The organism is Arthrobacter sp. KBS0703, from assembly GCF_002008315.2.
Classification (GTDB): Bacteria; Actinomycetota; Actinomycetes; order Actinomycetales; family Micrococcaceae; genus Arthrobacter.
In genome coordinates this window covers 1,436,051-1,453,300 of record NZ_MVDG02000001.1, presented here as the reverse complement: position 1 = coordinate 1,453,300, position 17,250 = coordinate 1,436,051, and the positions used below count along the sequence as shown (strand labels likewise).

General features: G+C 66.0%; 13 protein-coding genes and 2 pseudogenes. All 15 read left to right on the top strand.

Features of this window, described 5'->3' with window-relative positions:
- Positions 1–7: 7 nt before the first annotated feature.
- A pseudogene (locus B1A87_RS06840) lies at positions 8–1,188 on the top strand (site-2 protease family protein).
- 132 nt (positions 1,189–1,320) lie between these two features.
- Positions 1,321–2,388, top strand: coding sequence for a tRNA (adenine-N1)-methyltransferase (locus B1A87_RS06835; RefSeq protein ID WP_078027782.1), 1,068 nt, complete (start codon positions 1,321–1,323; stop codon positions 2,386–2,388).
- A gap of 82 nt (positions 2,389–2,470) precedes the next feature.
- A complete protein-coding gene (arc, locus tag B1A87_RS06830; RefSeq protein ID WP_078027783.1) occupies positions 2,471–4,219 on the top strand; it encodes a proteasome ATPase in 1,749 nt (582 codons plus the stop codon).
- 50 nt (positions 4,220–4,269) lie between these two features.
- Complete coding sequence (gene dop / locus B1A87_RS06825) at positions 4,270–5,889, top strand: depupylase/deamidase Dop (protein ID WP_139362764.1); 1,620 nt, start codon at positions 4,270–4,272, stop codon at positions 5,887–5,889.
- An 86-nt stretch (positions 5,890–5,975) separates the two neighbouring features.
- Positions 5,976–6,176, top strand: coding sequence for a ubiquitin-like protein Pup (locus B1A87_RS06820; protein WP_056627453.1), 201 nt, complete (start codon positions 5,976–5,978; stop codon positions 6,174–6,176).
- 85 nt (positions 6,177–6,261) lie between these two features.
- A complete protein-coding gene (gene prcB, locus B1A87_RS06815) occupies positions 6,262–7,083 on the top strand; it encodes a proteasome subunit beta (RefSeq protein WP_078027785.1) in 822 nt (273 codons plus the stop codon).
- Between the two features lies 1 nt (position 7,084).
- A complete protein-coding gene (prcA, locus tag B1A87_RS06810; RefSeq protein ID WP_078027786.1) occupies positions 7,085–7,792 on the top strand; it encodes a proteasome subunit alpha in 708 nt (235 codons plus the stop codon).
- 1 nt (position 7,793) lies between these two features.
- Positions 7,794–9,158 (top strand): Pup--protein ligase, encoded by a 1,365-nt coding sequence (gene pafA, locus B1A87_RS06805; protein ID WP_078027787.1) that lies wholly within the window; start codon positions 7,794–7,796, stop codon positions 9,156–9,158.
- 114 nt (positions 9,159–9,272) lie between these two features.
- Positions 9,273–10,199: an FKBP-type peptidyl-prolyl cis-trans isomerase gene (locus B1A87_RS06800; protein WP_078027788.1), complete on the top strand. Its 927-nt coding sequence runs from the start codon at positions 9,273–9,275 to the stop codon at positions 10,197–10,199.
- Positions 10,200–10,240: 41 nt separating this feature from the next.
- Positions 10,241–10,636 (top strand): FKBP-type peptidyl-prolyl cis-trans isomerase, encoded by a 396-nt coding sequence (locus tag B1A87_RS06795; protein WP_078027789.1) that lies wholly within the window; start codon positions 10,241–10,243, stop codon positions 10,634–10,636.
- 106 nt (positions 10,637–10,742) lie between these two features.
- Entirely contained in the window at positions 10,743–12,761 is a 2,019-nt protein-coding gene (locus B1A87_RS06790; RefSeq protein WP_078027790.1) for a YafY family protein, read from the top strand.
- A 10-nt stretch (positions 12,762–12,771) separates the two neighbouring features.
- A complete protein-coding gene (locus B1A87_RS06785) occupies positions 12,772–13,134 on the top strand; it encodes a hypothetical protein (protein ID WP_078027791.1) in 363 nt (120 codons plus the stop codon).
- A gap of 32 nt (positions 13,135–13,166) precedes the next feature.
- Positions 13,167–13,448: a Sec-independent protein translocase subunit TatA gene (gene tatA / locus B1A87_RS06780; RefSeq protein WP_078027792.1), complete on the top strand. Its 282-nt coding sequence runs from the start codon at positions 13,167–13,169 to the stop codon at positions 13,446–13,448.
- A 48-nt stretch (positions 13,449–13,496) separates the two neighbouring features.
- A complete protein-coding gene (gene tatC / locus B1A87_RS06775; RefSeq protein WP_078027793.1) occupies positions 13,497–14,291 on the top strand; it encodes a twin-arginine translocase subunit TatC in 795 nt (264 codons plus the stop codon).
- Between the two features lie 24 nt (positions 14,292–14,315).
- A pseudogene (locus B1A87_RS06770) lies at positions 14,316–17,241 on the top strand (DEAD/DEAH box helicase).
- The last annotated feature ends 9 nt before the right edge of the window (positions 17,242–17,250 follow it).

The window sequence follows — 17,250 nt, the reverse complement described above, 5'->3', positions numbered from 1 at the left end:
CCAGCCCGTGTCTGATCCCGCTTCAACCGGACAGCGGCCCCGGCGCCGCAGCTTTGGCGAAGGCATCCCGCTGGGCAGGATTGCTGGCATTCCCGTCATCCTTGCCTATTCCTGGTTTGTTATCGCCGCCTTCACCGTGGCCGCCTACGGACCTGTGCTGGCGTTCAGAAACCCCGCACTGGGTGCCGGAGCCTACTACGTGGCCTTCGCCTACGCCCTGCTTCTGCTGATCTCGGTGCTGGTCCACGAGTTGGCCCACGCCCTGACGGCGAAGATGTACGGCTGGCCCAGCGAGAAGATCGTCCTCAACCTCTGGGGCGGCCACACCCAATTCGAGAGCTTCACGGCCACGCCAGGGCGTTCCGTGCTCGTGGCGCTGGCCGGCCCGGCCGCGAACTTCGCGCTGGCGGGTGGGACCTGGCTTGTGGTCTCTTCCCTCCACCCGACCGGCGTGGCGGACATCCTGACCAACATCTTCCTCTGGGCCAACCTCGTGATCGGCATCTTCAATGTGCTGCCCGGGCTGCCGCTGGACGGCGGCAGGCTGGTGGAATCCGCCGTCTGGAAGGTCACCGGCAGCCACGCCAAGGGCACCATCGCCGCGGGCTGGGGCGGGCGCATCATCGTGATCGCACTGGCCCTGTGGTTCGTTGCCCTCCCGCTGCTCCGCGGAGGCGAACCGGACACCAGCACCATGCTCATTACCGTGCTGGTGTGCGGATTCCTCTGGATGGGCGCTTCCGCCTCCATCCAGCAGGGCCGCCTGCGCAGCAGGCTGCACCTCGTCAGCGCCGCAGCACTGGCTGAACCGGCGGTCGGACTTCCTGAATCGGCGACTGTCGCCGACGTCCTCCAGGTGACAGCGGGCGGCGGGCCCGCCGTCGTACTCTACGCACCGGACGGCAGGCCCACCAGCGTGGTTGACCCGGCGGCGCTGGCGGCGGTTCCGGCGTCGGCAGCGGCCGCCACGCCGCCAGCGCCGTAGCCCCCTGTCTCTTATACACATCTAGATGTGTATAAGAGACAGGGGCCTATGTGCCTGAGTGGTCCAAGGGCCAGGAACTACTCCAGTATCTCGCCCAGCTGGAGGGCCACGATTATGCGGTGATCGACCACAAGGGCCGGGTCACAGGTCTCCTGCGCCAGTCCACCGTGGTGACGGTCATTACAGGCAAGGCAACCCGCTAAAACACCCGGCCGCAGGACCGGAACCGGTAGAGTTACGTGCCGGTCGTGAAATCGGCAGCCGATAAACGGCGCACCCCCGCCGCGCCGCTACGGGGCACGGCAAACACAGCTTTACAGGAGCGAGGAATATTCATGAGCAGCGAATCTGCCGCCAACGGGACCAGCACTGCCCAGCCGGACGCCGGGACGGCCGGCACGGGGGATCAGCCGGTCGGCGCTGCCCGGCGGCGAGGCCCCTTCCGCGAAGGTGAACGCGTCCAGCTGACGGACGAGCGCGGGCGCATGAATACGATCAGCCTGGAAGCCGGCGGAGCGTTCCACACCCACCGCGGATTCCTGAACCACGACGAAATCATCGGCAAGGTTGACGGCTCCGTAGTGGTCAACAACGTGGGGCAGCAGTACCAGACCCTTCGGCCCCTGCTGTCCGACTTCGTCCTGTCGATGCCCCGCGGTGCCGCCGTGGTGTACCCCAAGGATGCCGGCCAGATCGTCACCATGGCGGACATCTTCCCCGGCGCCAGGGTGGTGGAAGCCGGCGTGGGATCCGGTGCGCTCTCCATCTCGCTGCTCCGCGCCGTAGGCGACCACGGCTACCTTCACTCCTTCGAACGCCGCGAGGAATTCGCCGCGATCGCCCGCGGCAACGTGGAAACCATCTTCGGCGGCCCGCATCCGGCCTGGAAAATCTCGCTGGGAGATTTCCAAGAGGAAGTGGTCCGGACTGAAGAACCCGGCTCGATCGACCGCGTGGTGCTCGACATGCTGGCCCCATGGGAATGCCTCGACGCCGTCGCCACGGTCCTCGCCCCGGGCGGCGTCTGGATCAACTACGTTGCCACTGTCACCCAGCTCTCGCGCACTGCCGAGGCCATCCGCGCGGACGGCCGCTTCACCGAACCGGATGCCTGGGAATCCATGGTCCGCGGCTGGCATCTTGAGGGCCTCGCGGTACGCCCGGACCACAGGATGGTCGCCCACACCGGCTTCCTGCTGGTCACCCGCCGTCTCGCCGACGGCGTCACCGGAATCTCCGTAAAGCGGCGCCCGTCCAAGACGGACTTCAACGAAGAGGACGTCAACGCCTGGACACCGGGCGCGGTGGGAGAACGCCTGGTTTCTGACAAGAAACTGCGGCGCGCGGCCAGGGACGCCATCGCGGGCACCAACGTCAAGGATGATCCGGAGATCACAAACTAGTCCGCATTTCGGATGTCGTCAGCAGTACCCGCCGACTTGGGGCTATGGTCTTAAGAGAAGTGCAGGAAGGGGCTGATGCATCATGGAGACGCCGAACAACGACTCCGTACCTACGCCGGCCGAGCAGGCGGCCAACGAGCTGTCTGTCGCGGACCGGCAGGTCAACATCCTCCGGGATAAGCTGCGGCATATCGACCGTCAGTTGGCGGCTGCCACGCAGAACAACACCAAGCTCGTGGCGATGCTGGAAACGGCAAAATCGGAAATCCTGAGGCTGAAGAACGCCCTTGACCAGGAGGGGCAGCCGCCGTACAGCTTCGGCACCATCCTCCAGCTGAACCCCAGAAGACAGGCCACCGCCGGCAGCAGCGGCCAGGCCGCCACCGAGGAATCGGTGGATATTTTCAACGCCGGCCGGAAAATGCGGGTGGGCATCAGCCCGCTGGTCAACATGAACCAGCTTGCCGTCGGCCAGGAAGTCCTCCTGAACGAGGCACTCCTGGTGGTGGCAGGCCTCGGGTACGAACGCGCCGGGGAACTCGTCACGCTCAAGGAACTGCTGGGCCCGGACCGTGCGCTGGTCCTTGGCCGGGCGGACGAAGAGCGCGTGATCCGGCTCGCCGGGCCGCTCCTGGCGGAGAAGCTCCGCGTGGGCGATGCGCTGTCCATCGACTCCCGCACCGGCTATGCCCTGGAAAAGGTCCCGCGGTCCGAGGTGGAAAACCTCGTCCTCGAGGAAGTTCCGGACATCACGTACGAGGACATCGGCGGCCTGGGCCCGCAGATCGAACAGATCCGCGACGCCATCGAGCTGCCGTTCCTGCACCCCGACCTGTACCGCGAACACGGGCTTAAGGCGCCCAAGGGCATCCTGCTGTACGGCCCTCCCGGCTGCGGCAAGACGCTGATCGCCAAGGCCGTGGCGAATTCCCTCGCGGCCCGCGCGGCCGAACGCTCCGGCAACATCGACCTGAAGAGCTACTTCCTCAACATCAAGGGCCCGGAGCTCCTCGACAAGTACGTCGGCGAAACCGAACGCCACATCAGGCTGATCTTTTCCCGGGCCCGGGAGAAGGCCTCGGACGGCAGCCCCGTCGTGGTGTTCTTCGATGAGATGGATTCCCTGTTCCGCACCCGCGGCACGGGCATCTCGTCCGACGTCGAAACCACCATCGTTCCGCAGCTCCTCAGCGAAATCGACGGCGTGGAACGGCTGGACAACGTGATTGTCATCGGCGCGTCGAACCGCGAGGACATGATTGACCCCGCCATCCTGCGTCCCGGCCGCCTGGACGTGAAGGTCAAGATCCAGCGTCCCGACGCGGAAGCGGCGGCCGACATCTTCAAGAAGTACATCACCCCCGACCTTCCGTTCCATGAGGACGACCTCGCCGAGCACGAGGGCGACGTGCAGGCAACCGTCGACGCCATGATCCAGCGGACCGTCGAAGCCATGTACTCCACGGAAAAGTCCAACGAGTACCTCGAGGTCACCTATGCCAACGGCGATACCGAGATGCTGTACTTCAAGGACTTCAACTCCGGCGCAGTGGTGCAGAACGTCGTGGACCGTGCCAAGAAATATGCCATCAAGGATCTGCTGACCACGCAGCAGAAGGGCCTGCGGATCGACCACCTGCTCCGCGCGGTGGTCGATGAGTTCCGCGAGCATGAGGACATGCCGAACACCACCAACCCGGATGACTGGGCACGCATCTCGGGCAAGAAGGGTGAGCGCATCACGTACATCCGCACGATCGTCCAGGGCAAGGCCGGGCAGGAGCCAGGCAAATCCATCGAGACGATGCCCAGCACGGGCCAGTACCTGTGACGGCCGGTTCCGGGCTGGCGCAGGGGGGAGCCCTGCCCGCCGGAGGCGCGATGCGGGTGATGGGGTCGGAAACCGAATACGGCATCCATGCGCCGTCCGCTCCGGGGGCCAACGCCACCATGATGTCGGCGCGGGTGGTCCAGGCCTATGCGCAGGTCACCCGGCTCCGGGCCGCCGGCGGGGCCGAAACCCGGTGGGACTACACGGATGAGGAGCCGCTGCATGACGCCCGGGGCTGGACCCTGGAACGGGGGCAGGCCCATCCGAGCCAGCTGACCGACCAGCCTCCGGTGCTTGATGCCGAGGCGGTGGCGCTGGCCTACGGACGCGACGAGCTTGAACTTGACGGCGAAGACGAGTCCGGCTCGCTCCTGATGAACATGGTCCTCGGCAACGGGGCACGGCTCTACGTGGACCACGCCCATCCGGAGTACTCGAGCCCGGAGGTGACCAACCCGGCCGCCGCCGTGGCCTGGGATGCCGCAGGGGACCTCGTGGCGCTGTCCGCCGTCCGGAGGCTGGCCGCCGACACCGAACTCCCCGCCGTCAACCTCTACAAGAACAACACCGACAACAAGTCGGTGTCCTACGGCAGCCACGAAAACTACCTCATGCCCCGCTCGGTCCCTTTCGGCGACATCGTGCGCGGGCTGACCCCGTTCTTCGTGACCCGCCAGATCATCTGCGGCTCGGGGCGGGTGGGAATCGGCCAGGACAGCTCCCGCCCGGGCTACCAGATCAGCCAACGGGCGGACTTCTTCGAGGCGGAAGTGGGCCTTGAGACCACCATCCGCCGCCCCATCATCAACACCCGCGACGAACCGCACGCCACCGCGGACAAGTACCGCCGCCTGCATGTGATCATCGGCGACGCGAACCTCAGCCAGGTGTCCAACTACCTCAAGTTCGGCACCACGGCGATGGTGCTCAGCCTGATCGAGGCCGGCCTGGCTCCGAAGATTGAAGTCCACGAGCCGGTGGCCGCCCTGCAGGCCGTCAGCCACGACACCTCGCTGACCGCAAAGATCCGGCTGCTGGACGGCCGCCGCGTGACGGCCCTGGACCTCCAGTGGATGTATCACGAGGCTGCCGCCAAGCTCGCGCAGGACACCGGCGTTGCCGATGCCGTGGACGGCGACGGCCACACCCACGCCGTGCTGGACCGTTGGGCCGCCACACTCACGCAGCTGGACAGCGACCGCGCCGCAGCAGCCACGTCCGTGGAATGGCTGGCCAAGCTCTCCATCCTGGAGGGGTACCGTCAGCGCGACGGCCTCGACTGGGACGACGCCCGCCTGGGCCTGGTCGATCTGCAGTGGGCGGACATCCGGCCCGAAAAGGGTCTGTACTACCGGCTGCTGGCAAGGGGCCGCATGCAGCGGATAGTGAACGACGCCGACATCGCCGCCGCGGTGACGGAACCGCCGTCGGACACGCGGGCTTACTTCCGCGGACGCTGCGTCAGCAGCTTCAGCAAGGACGTGGTGGGCGCCAGCTGGGACTCGGTGATCTTCGATGTGCCGGGGTACGGCAGGCTGCAGCGCGTCCCCACGCGGGAGCCGCTGCGCGGCACGAAAGCGCTGACCGGGCCCCTGTTTGCCCGGCACCGCGAGGCCGGTCCCTTCCTTGCGGAACTGCTCGGATCAGCACCGGCTCCGCCACCGGCATAAAGCGTCCCGAAGAGCCGCTTTGCGTGGCAATATTGGCATACAGGATGTCCCGCCGGAAGCGGCGGGACTGAAAGAAGGAGATGAACATGGCAGGGCAGGAGCAACAGCAGCCGCAGCCACGCGACAGCGAGGTCGAGGAAGAAGTCGCCGCACCGCCGGCACCGGCCGAGGGACAGGCATCCGCATCAACGCAGGGCGTTGACGATCTCCTGGACGAGATCGACGGCGTCCTGGAATCCAATGCGGAAGAGTTCGTCCGGGCGTTCGTGCAAAAGGGCGGACAGTAGTCCGGCAGCGCCGCCAACCCGCACCGGGCACGGAGGCCTGAGGTACCGGACAGCCGCTGAATCACCACGTTGAAGGAGTGCACCAGTGCAGGAGACAACAGCCAACAAGGTAGCCGCCAACGCGACGTCGTCGTTCACTGAGCATCTCCAACGCGACCGTCCGGAACTGCTTCCCTATAACCGTCCCTTCGAGTTCGGCCCGTCGGCAAGTCAGCCGCTGCAGGTGCCTCACGCCACCACGATCGTCGCCATGACGTATGCGGGCGGCGTCGTCATGGCGGGTGACCGCCGGGCCACGATGGGCAACATCATCGCCAGCCGCCACATTGAGAAGGTCTTTCCCGCAGACCAGTACTCGGTGCTCGGCATCGCCGGGACGGCCGGCATCGCCATCGACCTGACGCGGCTTTTCCAGGTTGAGCTGGAGCATTACGAAAAGATCGAGGGAACGCTGCTGAGCCTGGACGGCAAAGCCAACAGGCTCGGCGCGATGATCCGCGGAAATCTGCCCATGGCACTGCAGGGTCTCGCCGTGGTGCCGCTGTTCGCCGGCTTCGACACCGCCGCCGGGGTGGGCCGGCTGTTCTCCTACGACGTGACCGGCGGCCGGTACGAGGAGCAGGAGCACCACGCCGTCGGCTCCGGCTCGATGTTCGCCCGCGGAGCCCTGAAGAAGCTCTGGCGCCCCAACCTGATGGAGGACGAAGCCGTCTCGGTCGCCGTCGAGTCCCTCTACGATGCGGCCGACGACGACTCGGCCACCGGCGGCCCGGACCCTGTCCGCCAGCTGTGGCCCGTCGTCTACACCGTCAACCGTGCCGGCGCGAGGCGCGTCGCCGAACGCGAACTCGCCGCCGTCGCCGGGACCATCATCGAGTCCAGGGCAGCTGCCCGGCGGGAGGCCTGACATGACCCAGCAGTTCTATGTCTCACCCGAACAGCTGATGAAGGACCGTGCGGACTTCGCACGGAAGGGCATCGCGCGGGGCCGGTCGGTGATCGTCGTGAGCTGCGAGGACGGCATCGCGCTCGTGGCCGAAAACCCGTCTCCCTCGCTCCACAAAATCGGCGAGATCTACGACAAAATCGCATTCGGGGCCGTCGGCAAGTACAACGAATTTGAAAGCCTCCGCCAGGCCGGGGTCCGTTACGCCGACGTCCGCGGGTATTCCTACGACCGCGACGACGTGACCGCGCGGGGCCTCGCCAGCGTCTACGCGCAGAGCCTGGGTGCCGTCTTCACTGCGGAGCAGAAGCCCTTCGAGGTGGAGCTAGCCGTGGCAGAGGTGGGAGCGTCCCAGGACCGCGACCACCTCTACCGGCTGACGTTCGACGGCTCGATCGCCGACGAGCACGGCTTCATCGTGATGGGCGGGCAGGCCGACAAAGTCTCAGGCGCGGTAGAGGCCGGCTGGCACCGTAATCTTTCCTTCGCGGCGGCCATCCGCCTCGCCGTGAAGGGCCTAGTGACGGACAAGGAGTCGCCCGAGCTCCCGGCAAGGGCCCTGGAGGTGGCCGTGCTGGACCGCGGCTCCGAAAGCAGCAGGGGAACCCGCCGGGCCTTCCGCAGGTTGTCCGACGTCGACGTCATGGAACTGCTGGCTGAGGAGAACTGAAATGGACAAGAGGATCTTCGGTATTGAGACCGAATTCGGCATCTCCTATTCGAGCCCTGATTCGCGCCCGCTCGCGCCCGAGGAAGTGGCCCGGTACCTGTTCCGGAAGGTAGTCAGCTGGGGGCGCTCCTCGAATGTCTTTCTCACCAACGGGTCCCGCCTGTACCTCGATGTCGGCTCGCACCCGGAGTACGCCACCGCCGAATGCGATGACCTGGCCCAACTGATTGCCCACGACCGGGCCGGCGAACTCATTCTTGACGACCTCGTGGACGAAGCCCAGTCCAGGCTCGCGGCCGAGGGATTCAACGGCACGGTCTACCTGTTCAAGAACAACACGGACTCCGCCGGCAACTCCTACGGCAGCCACGAGAACTACCTCATACCGCGACGGGGCGAGTTCACCCGGCTGGCCGAAATCCTCATCCCGTTCCTTGTCACCCGCCAGCTCATCGCCGGCGCCGGCAAGATCCTCAAGACGCCCCATGGCGCCACCTACGCCTTCTCTCAGCGCGCTGACCACATCTGGGAGGGTGTCTCCTCCGCGACCACCCGCTCCCGCCCGATCATCAACACGCGTGACGAGCCGCACGCGGACGCCGAGTTCTACCGCCGCCTCCACGTGATTGTCGGCGACTCGAACATGTCGGAGACCACGGCACTGCTCAAGGTCGGCACCGTTGACCTGATCCTGCGCATGATTGAGGCCGGGGTGATCATGCGGGACATGCGGATGGAGAACCCCATCCGGAGCATCCGGGAGATTTCCCATGACCTGAGCGGCAGGGCACTGGTCCGGCTCGCCAACGGACGCCAGCTCACGGCGCTGGAGATCCAGCAGGAGTACCTCACCAAGGTCACCGCCTTCGTCCAGGAGCACGGCGCCCACAACCGGCACGTGCCCCTGATCCTGGATTTGTGGGGCCGGACCCTGCGTGCCATTGAAAGCGGCGACACGAGCACCATCGACACCGAAATCGACTGGGCCATCAAGAAAAAGCTCATGGACAGCTACCGCAACCGGCACGGGCTGGGGCTTGATGCACCGCGGATTGCCCAGCTGGACCTCACCTACCACGACATTTCGCGCAGCCGCGGCCTGTATTACCTCCTGCAGGCACGGGGTGCCGTCCGCAGGGTCACGGACGAGACCGCCATCAAGGATGCGGTCGACGCACCGCCGCAGACCACCCGGGCCAAGCTGCGCGGCGATTTCGTGCGCAGGGCCCAGGAGCTGGGACGCGATTACACCGTGGACTGGGTCCACCTGAAGCTCAATGACCGCGCCCACCAGACCATCCTCTGCAAGGACCCGTTCCGTAACGTCGACGAGCGCGTGGATGCGCTTCTGGACTCTATGGGCTGATACCCAGCTTGACGCGTTACTCTGGAATAGGCTGTTTTTGCTGCCCTGACTGCCTTGCCGTGGGTTACACCTGCCGCGGCAACGCCTCCATCTTGCCCCGACGAAAGTTCTTACGTGCGCCGACTACTAGCAATTCTCATTCCCGGACTGCTTCTGCTGACCGCCTGCGGCGGCCAGCCTGCAGCCCCGGAACCGACCAGCCAGTCCGCGGGTGAGACCGCCAAGCTGGACTCCCTAAAACTGACGGATAAGGGAGACAAGAAAGCACCGGGCGTAGAGTTCACCAAGCCCCTGGACGTCACCGAACCCACCGTCAAGGTGGTCACGGAAGGCAGCGGCGAACGGGTTAAAGCCAACCAGGTCGCCGACATCTCCGTGCTTGCCCTAAACGGCAAGGACGGCGCCACGCTGGACGACAGCTTCCCCCGCGACCCCGAACCCCTCGAGCTGAACGACAAGCTCAAGACCGGCAGCGCAATCGTTTACAACGCCTTTGTCGGAGCCAAGGTGGGCTCGCAGCTGGCCCTGGCCATACCGGGCAAGGCTGCCGAAGCCGGCGCCGCGGCCCAGCCGGCCCAGCTCCTGATCATCAAGGTCCTGTCCGCCAAGGACGCGCCGAAGGTGCTCGAGAAGCCCGAGGGTGAAACCGTCACTCCGCCGGCCGGACTGCCGACCGTGACCGAGAAGGACGGCATCCCGGAAATCTCCGTCAAGGGCGTCGCTGCCCCGAAGAAACTCATCGCCCAGGACCTGATCAAGGGCAACGGTCCCGCGGTCAAGGCCACGGACACCCTGACCGTCAACTACGTGGGCGTGGCCCTGGCCAGCGGCAAGAAGTTTGATTCAAGCTTTGACCGCAAGGAGACGGCCTCGTTCGGACTGGACAAGGTCATCAAGGGCTGGACCCAGGGCCTGACCGGTAAGTCGGTAGGCTCCCGCGTGCTGCTCGTCATCCCCAAGGCCCTCGCCTACGGCGACGCCGGCCAGGGGGATGCCAAGGGCGACCTCGTGTTCGTCGTCGACATTCTGGGCACCAAGTAAGTACGCCACAGCAGTTTCCCATCCAAGCAGAAGGAGCAACCATGTCATTTGGACAGCGAGACCTCGACCGCCAGAAGCCGGAAATCGACTTCCCTGAAGGCCCGGTTCCCACCGAGCTGGTCATCACGGACCTCATCGAAGGCAGCGGCCCGGAGGCCAAAAAAGGCGACACCGTCTCAACCCACTACGTGGGTGTTGCCTGGTCCACCGGCGAAGAGTTCGACGCTTCGTGGGGCCGCGGCGCCCCGCTGGACTTCCGGGTCGGCGTCGGCCAGGTCATCCAGGGCTGGGACCAGGGCCTGCTGGGCATGAAGGTCGGCGGCCGCCGCCGCCTCGAAATCCCTTCGGAGCTGGCCTACGGTTCCCGTGGCGCCGGCGGGGCGATCGGCCCCAACGAGGCCCTGATTTTCGTGGTGGACCTCGTAGGCGTCCGCTAGCCACTGCTGGCTGAGCAGCGGAAGCGCGGTAACAATCGGATGGAATTTCCGCATTGTTGCCGCGCTTTCGCGGTTTAACCCAGGCAGCTTTAGTAACCTAACGAGAGTGTCCGCCCAACGAACCGAGCGCCTGCTCAACCTCCTGATCGCCCTGTTGAACTCCAAGTATGGCCTGCGCCGCAGCGAACTCCGGGAGAAGATTTACCACGCCGGTGCGGCCAGCGACGCGGCTTTCGGCCGCATGTTCGAACGTGACAAGAACGATCTGCGCGAGTTCGGCTTTGACGTCGAAACAGTCATGGACCACGGCTGGAACTCGGAGGACCCTGCCACCACGCGCTACCGGATCGGCAAGGAATCGAACCGGCTTCCTGACGTGGAACTGACCCCGGACGAGTGGACGGTGCTGCTGCTGGCCTCGCAGCTGTGGGAGCAGGCTGCCCTGGGCGCCGCCGCCACGAACGCCATGCGCAAGCTCCAGGCCTCCGGCGGCCTTGCCGACGTCGAGCTGCCGGCCGGGGTCCAGCCCCGCATCAAGCCGGCCGGACAGGCCTTCGAAGACCTCGTCGCGGCCATGCACGCCCAGCATCCGGTCCGTTTCCGCTACCTCGCCGGCAGCACCGGCCGGGAGGAGGAGCGCGTGGTTGAGCCGTGGGGCCTCGGCAGCCGCTTCGGGCAGTGGTACCTCGTGGGTTATGACCGCGCCCGGGCCGCCCGGCGGTACTTCCGGCTCTCCCGCTTCACGTCGGCCGTCACGGTACTGGAGAAGGAGGCATTCACGCCTCCTGCCGCCTTCAACGTGAGGGCGGAACTGGCCGGCCTACCGGAGCTGCCGCTCGCCTCCGCCGTCCTGGACGTCCGGAAGGGGCGGCTGCTGGGACTGCGGAAGCGTTCCGCACCAGCCGCCGTCGTGGCCGGCGAGGCGGTGGCTCCGGAGGCGGTGGCGGGATCCGCAGCGTCCGACGGCGGCTGGGACCGCCTGGCGGTGCCGTACCGTGACGCTGAGCTGCTGGGGGAGGAACTGGCCTCCTACGGCCCGAACGTCCGGGTGGTGGCTCCCGCTGAACTGGCCACGGCCGTGCAGCGCCGGCTGGCGAGTGCCGCTGCCTTCGCGGCTGCTCCGGTGCCGTCCTTTGACTTCGCTGACGCCGGATCCGGCAAGCGGCCCCGCAAGCGGACCTCCGAAGACCAGCTCAAGCGGATGCTGCAGCTCGTTCCGTTCCTGGTCCACAACCAGGGACTGCATATCCAGGACGTCGCGGACAGGTTCGGGGTGACCCGCAAGGAACTCGAAAATGACCTGCTGATCCTGATCTGTTCGGGGCTTCCGCAGGGCTACCCCGACGAACTCCTCGACATCCAGTGGGAGGACGGCCACGTCTTCATCAGCCAGTCCCTGGAACTGAACAGGCCCGTCCGCTTCACCGTGGACGAGGCGTGCGCCCTGCTGACGGGCCTCGAGACGCTGAACGGCCTCCCTGAGCTCGCAGAGGGAAGCGCCCTGGAATCGGTGACGCTCAAGCTCATGGCGGCCGCCGGCGAGGAAGGGCTCCGCGCCGGTGCGCTGTCCGGTCCGGAGGTGGGGCCGGCCAATTCCGCCAACCTCGGCCTCATCCGGAGTGCCATCGAATCCGGATCGCAGCTCCATCTCGTCTACCTGTCGGCGCAGAAGGATTCCCTCTCGGAGCGGGACGTTGACCCGTTGCGGCTCTATTCCATGGACAACACGTGGTACTTCGAGGCGTACTGCCACTCCGCCGCCGGGCTGCGGAACTTCCGCCTCGACCGTATCGAGGAGCTCACACTGAACGGCAAGCCCGTCTCCTCGCCGCTTAGGCCCGACGGCGGGTTCCCGGCAAAACTCTTCACGCCCAACGACGACGACACCCTGGTGACCGTTCAGCTGACCGGCAGGGGTACCGGGCTTGCGGACGACTATTACGCCGAGCGGACAGTGGCACTGCCCGACGGCGGCCTCGTGGCGGAAATCAGGTTCGGCAACCCGTCATGGCTGCCGATGTTTGTTGCCCAGCACGGCGGAACGGTCCGGATCCTGGAGCCTGCAGCCCTTGCCGACGCGTCCCGGGAATGGATCGACGCGGCCATGGCCCGGTACGCCAGCTAGACTACTCAGCATGCCTTGGTGGTCATGGATCCTTATCTGGATTGCGCTGATTGCGCTTTCCCTTCTCTTCTTCGTGGTGATGGGCGTCCGGCTGTTCCGCCAGTTCATGGCCACGGTCAAGGAACTCGGCGCCGCCGGGGAGAAGCTTGGGCACCTGCCCGCGCCCGTGCCGGAGACACTCACGCCCGGAGAAGGAACATCCCCCGCCGAAGGCGTCCCGCCGGGAGGGGCTGTCTTTGCCTCACCGCACCGGATGCGACATGATTACCACGCATCCAAATCTGCCCGCAAGGAATCGCGGCGCCAGCGCCGAATCCAGCGCAAGGCGGAACGTGGCCAGCCCCAGGCGCTGCGCGACATCGAATTCAGTTAAACGTAGGATGTAAGCAGAGGAAAGGACTTCCAGTGGGACGACTCTTTGATGGCCCGTGGCCCATCGTAATTATCATCATCGTGGCATTGCTGCTGTTCGCAGCGCCCAAACTTCCGGCCATGGCACGCAGCCTCGGCCAGTCCATGCGGATCATCAAATCCGAGGTCAAGGAAATGAAGAACGACGGCAAGCCAGAGGCCTCCAACGACGGCACCGACCCCGTCGAGGGCAGGGTTGTCAACCACCCGCAGTCCAGGGCAGCAAACGGCGAACCAACCGACGGCACCGACGTCCCGCCGTCGAACCGCGCTTGACCTGAAGTGGCACTGACGAAGGGCCGCAAAGCCAACCCGGAGGGCCGCATGGCCCTCATGGATCACCTGAACGAACTCAAGAACAGGCTGATCAAGTCTGCCATCGGGCTGGTTATCGGCGGCGTGGGCGGCTGGATCCTCTATGATCCGGTGTTGAGCGCACTCAAGGAACCTGTGGACCGGATCGCGGAGCACACCGGGGGCACATCGTCCGTGAACTTCTCGAGCATCGCATCACCCTTCGACTTCAAGCTCCAGCTGGCGCTGCTAATCGGCGCCGTCATTTCCAGTCCGGTCTGGATCTACCAGCTGTGGGCGTTCATCACGCCCGGGCTGACCGTCAAGGAGAGGCGGTACACGCTCGGCTACATGGCCGCAGCGGTGCCGCTCTTCCTCGCCGGCGTCTGGGTGGGCTGGATGGTCACGCCCCAGGTGGTCCGGGCGCTCACGCAATTCACCCCCGCGGGGTTCTCCAACCTCATTGACGCCCGCGATTACGTGGACTTCGTCACCCGCATGGTGCTTTTCCTCGGCCTGGCCTTCCTGGTGCCCGTGGTCCTCGTGGGCATCAACATGGCGGGCATCATCCGCGGCCATACCATCCTGAAGGCATGGCGCATCACGGTGTTCCTCGTCTTCGTCCTTGCCGCCGTGGCGGCTCCCGGGGCTGACGCCCTGTCCATGTTCCTGCTGGCCGGGCCGCTGCTGCTGCTCTTCTTCGCCGCCATCGGCCTGTGCATCCTCAACGACCGCCGGCGCGACCGCCGCGCGGCGAAGCAGACCGCTGAGACCGAGGCCACTGCGGACATTGCGACTCCGGGCAGCGAACTGAGGAATCTCTAGCGCCGTCCCCGCTAGGCTTGAGGCATGTCCACCACAACCGGTTCACCGTCGCCATCCGAACGCTACCGGGCCAGTGCCGAACGGACGGCGGAATCCAAAACCCACCTGGGTTCCTTCGCCCTGACCTTGGACTTTGACCTGGATGATTTCCAGCGGCAGGCGTGCAGATCGCTTCAGGAAGGCCGCGGAGTCCTCGTGGCCGCACCCACCGGCGCGGGCAAGACCATCGTGGGCGAGTTCGCCATCTATCTGGCGCTGGAGCGCCGACTGAAAGCGTTCTACACCACCCCCATCAAGGCCCTGAGCAACCAGAAGTACTCCGAGCTCGCGGAAAAGTACGGTGCGCAGAATGTGGGGCTGCTGACGGGGGACACCAGCATCAACGGCGAAGCGCCAGTGGTGGTGATGACCACCGAGGTGCTGCGCAACATGCTCTACGCGGACTCAGCATCCCTGGACGACCTCGGCTTCGTGGTGATGGACGAAGTCCATTACCTGGCCGACCGCTTCAGGGGCGCCGTGTGGGAGGAAGTGATCATCCACCTGCCCAGCGAAGTCCAGGTGGCCTCGCTGAGCGCCACCGTCTCCAACGCCGAGGAGTTCGGCGCGTGGCTGGACACCGTCCGGGGAGACACGGACGTCATCGTGTCCGAGCACCGGCCCGTTCCGTTGTGGCAGCACGTGATGGTGGGCAAGGAAATTGTTGACCTGTTCGCCGGGGAGACCACCTTCGACGAAATCGCGCCCGAAGGCGACCCCGTCGCCGCCTCCGCACTGCCGGCGGCACCGAGTCCCGCAGACGCCGGCCAACGCGGCTTCGAGGTCAACCCGGAGCTCCTGTCCATGGCCAGGGCCGAAAGCCAGCTGAACTTCCAGGGGCGCTTCGGCCACGGCGGCCGCTGTCTCTTATACACATCTAGATGTGTATAAGAGACAGCACCGGCAGCGGGCCGACGACCGGTCCCAGCAGACTCCGCCGCGCACGGCCGTCCGGAAAGCCAGCCGGCCGCAGGTTATCGCCAGCCTGGACCGGCAGGATCTCCTGCCCGCCATCACGTTCATCTTTTCCCGGGCAGGCTGCGACGCCGCGGTTTCGCAGTGCGTGGCCGCTGGGCTTTGGCTGACCACCGAGAAGGAACAGCGGATCATCGCCCAGCGTGTCGACGAGGCGGGCCAGGACATTCCCTCGGACGACCTTGAGGTGCTGGGATTCTGGAGCTGGCGTGAGGGGCTTCTGAGGGGCATCGCGGCGCACCACGCGGGAATGCTGCCCACCTTCAAGGAGGTCGTCGAAAAGCTCTTCGCCGAGGGCCTGGTCAAGGCGGTGTTCGCCACGGAGACCCTGGCCCTCGGGGTCAACATGCCGGCCCGCTCGGTGGTCCTGGAGAAGCTCGACAAATTCAACGGTGAGGCCCACGTGGACATCACCGCGGGGGAGTACACCCAGCTGACCGGCAGGGCCGGACGCCGCGGCATCGACGTCGAAGGCCACGCCGTGGTCCTCTGGCAGCCCGGCACGGATCCCGCGGCGGTGGCCGGCCTGGCATCGCGGCGGACCTATCCGCTGAACTCCAGCTTCAGGCCCACCTACAACATGAGCATCAACCTGCTCGCCCAGTTCGGCCGCCCGCGGGCACGGGAGATCCTTGAATCCTCCTTCGCCCAGTTCCAAGCGGACCGGTCGGTGGTGGGACTGGCCAAGCAGGTGCGCAGCCGCGAAGAGTCCCTGGCCGGCTATGCCAAATCCATGACCTGCCACCTGGGCGACTTTACTGAATACGCCCGGCTGCGGCGGGAGCTCTCCGACGCCGAAAACTTCACGTCACGCAGCAAGTCGCGGGCGCGGAAGTCGCTCAACGAGGATTCCCTGAGCCGCCTGCTGCCGGGCGACGTTGTGGACGTCCCGGCAGGCAGGGCACCCGGCGTTGCGGTGGTACTAAGTTCGGACCACTCCTCCCGCGAGCCTCGGCCTGCCGTGCTCACGCTGGAAAGCCAGCTGCGCAGAATCGGCATCGACGACCTCGAGGGGCCCATCTCGCCGCTGACAAGGATCCGGATCCCCAAGTCCTTCAACGCGAAAGTCCCCAAATCCCGGCGGGACCTTGCCTCCTCCGTTCGCAACGCGCTGCGGGAGAACCGGCCGCCGGCCAGGGGCAGCAGCCGCAATAACGACTTCGGCCTGGGCACAGCCCTTCCGAACCAGGAAAAGAAGATCGCCGACCTGCGTCGGGCCCTGCGCGCCCACCCCTGCCACGGCTGCAGTGAGCGTGAGGACCACGCCCGGTGGTCGGAACGCTGGTGGAAGCTGCGGAAGGAAACGGACGGCCTGGTCCGCCAGATCCAGGGCCGCACCAACACCATCGCCAAGACCTTCGACCGCGTGTGCGATGTCCTGTCCGCCTACGGGTACCTTGAAACTCCGGAGCCGGGCAAGCACAGCATCAGCTCCGACGGGCAGCGCCTGCGGCGGATCTACGGCGAGAAGGACCTCCTGATCTCCCAGGCACTGCGCCAGGGTGCGTTCGACGACCTCGACGCAGTGGAAGTCGCGGCCTTCGCCAGCGTCCTCGTGTACCAGGCCAAGCGGGAGGACCGCGGCCTACGCCCCCGCATGCCCAGCATCTCGCTCGAAACTGCTGTGGACATCGTGGTGCGGGAATGGTCGGCGTTGGAAGACGTGGAGGAACAGAACAAGCTCCCCCTCACAGGGGAACCGGAGCTCGGCCTGATCTGGCCCATGTACAAGTGGGCGCGCGGGCGCCACCTCCAGGAGGTGCTCAACGGCACGGACCTCGCGGCCGGCGACTTTGTCCGGTGGGTCAAGCAGGTGATTGACCTGCTGGACCAGCTGGCCAAGATCCCGGGCCTGGACCCACGGCTTGCCCGGCTGTGCGCCGAAGCCATCAAACTTGTCAGGCGGGGAGTCGTGGCCTACTCCACCGTGGTCTGAATCCTGCTG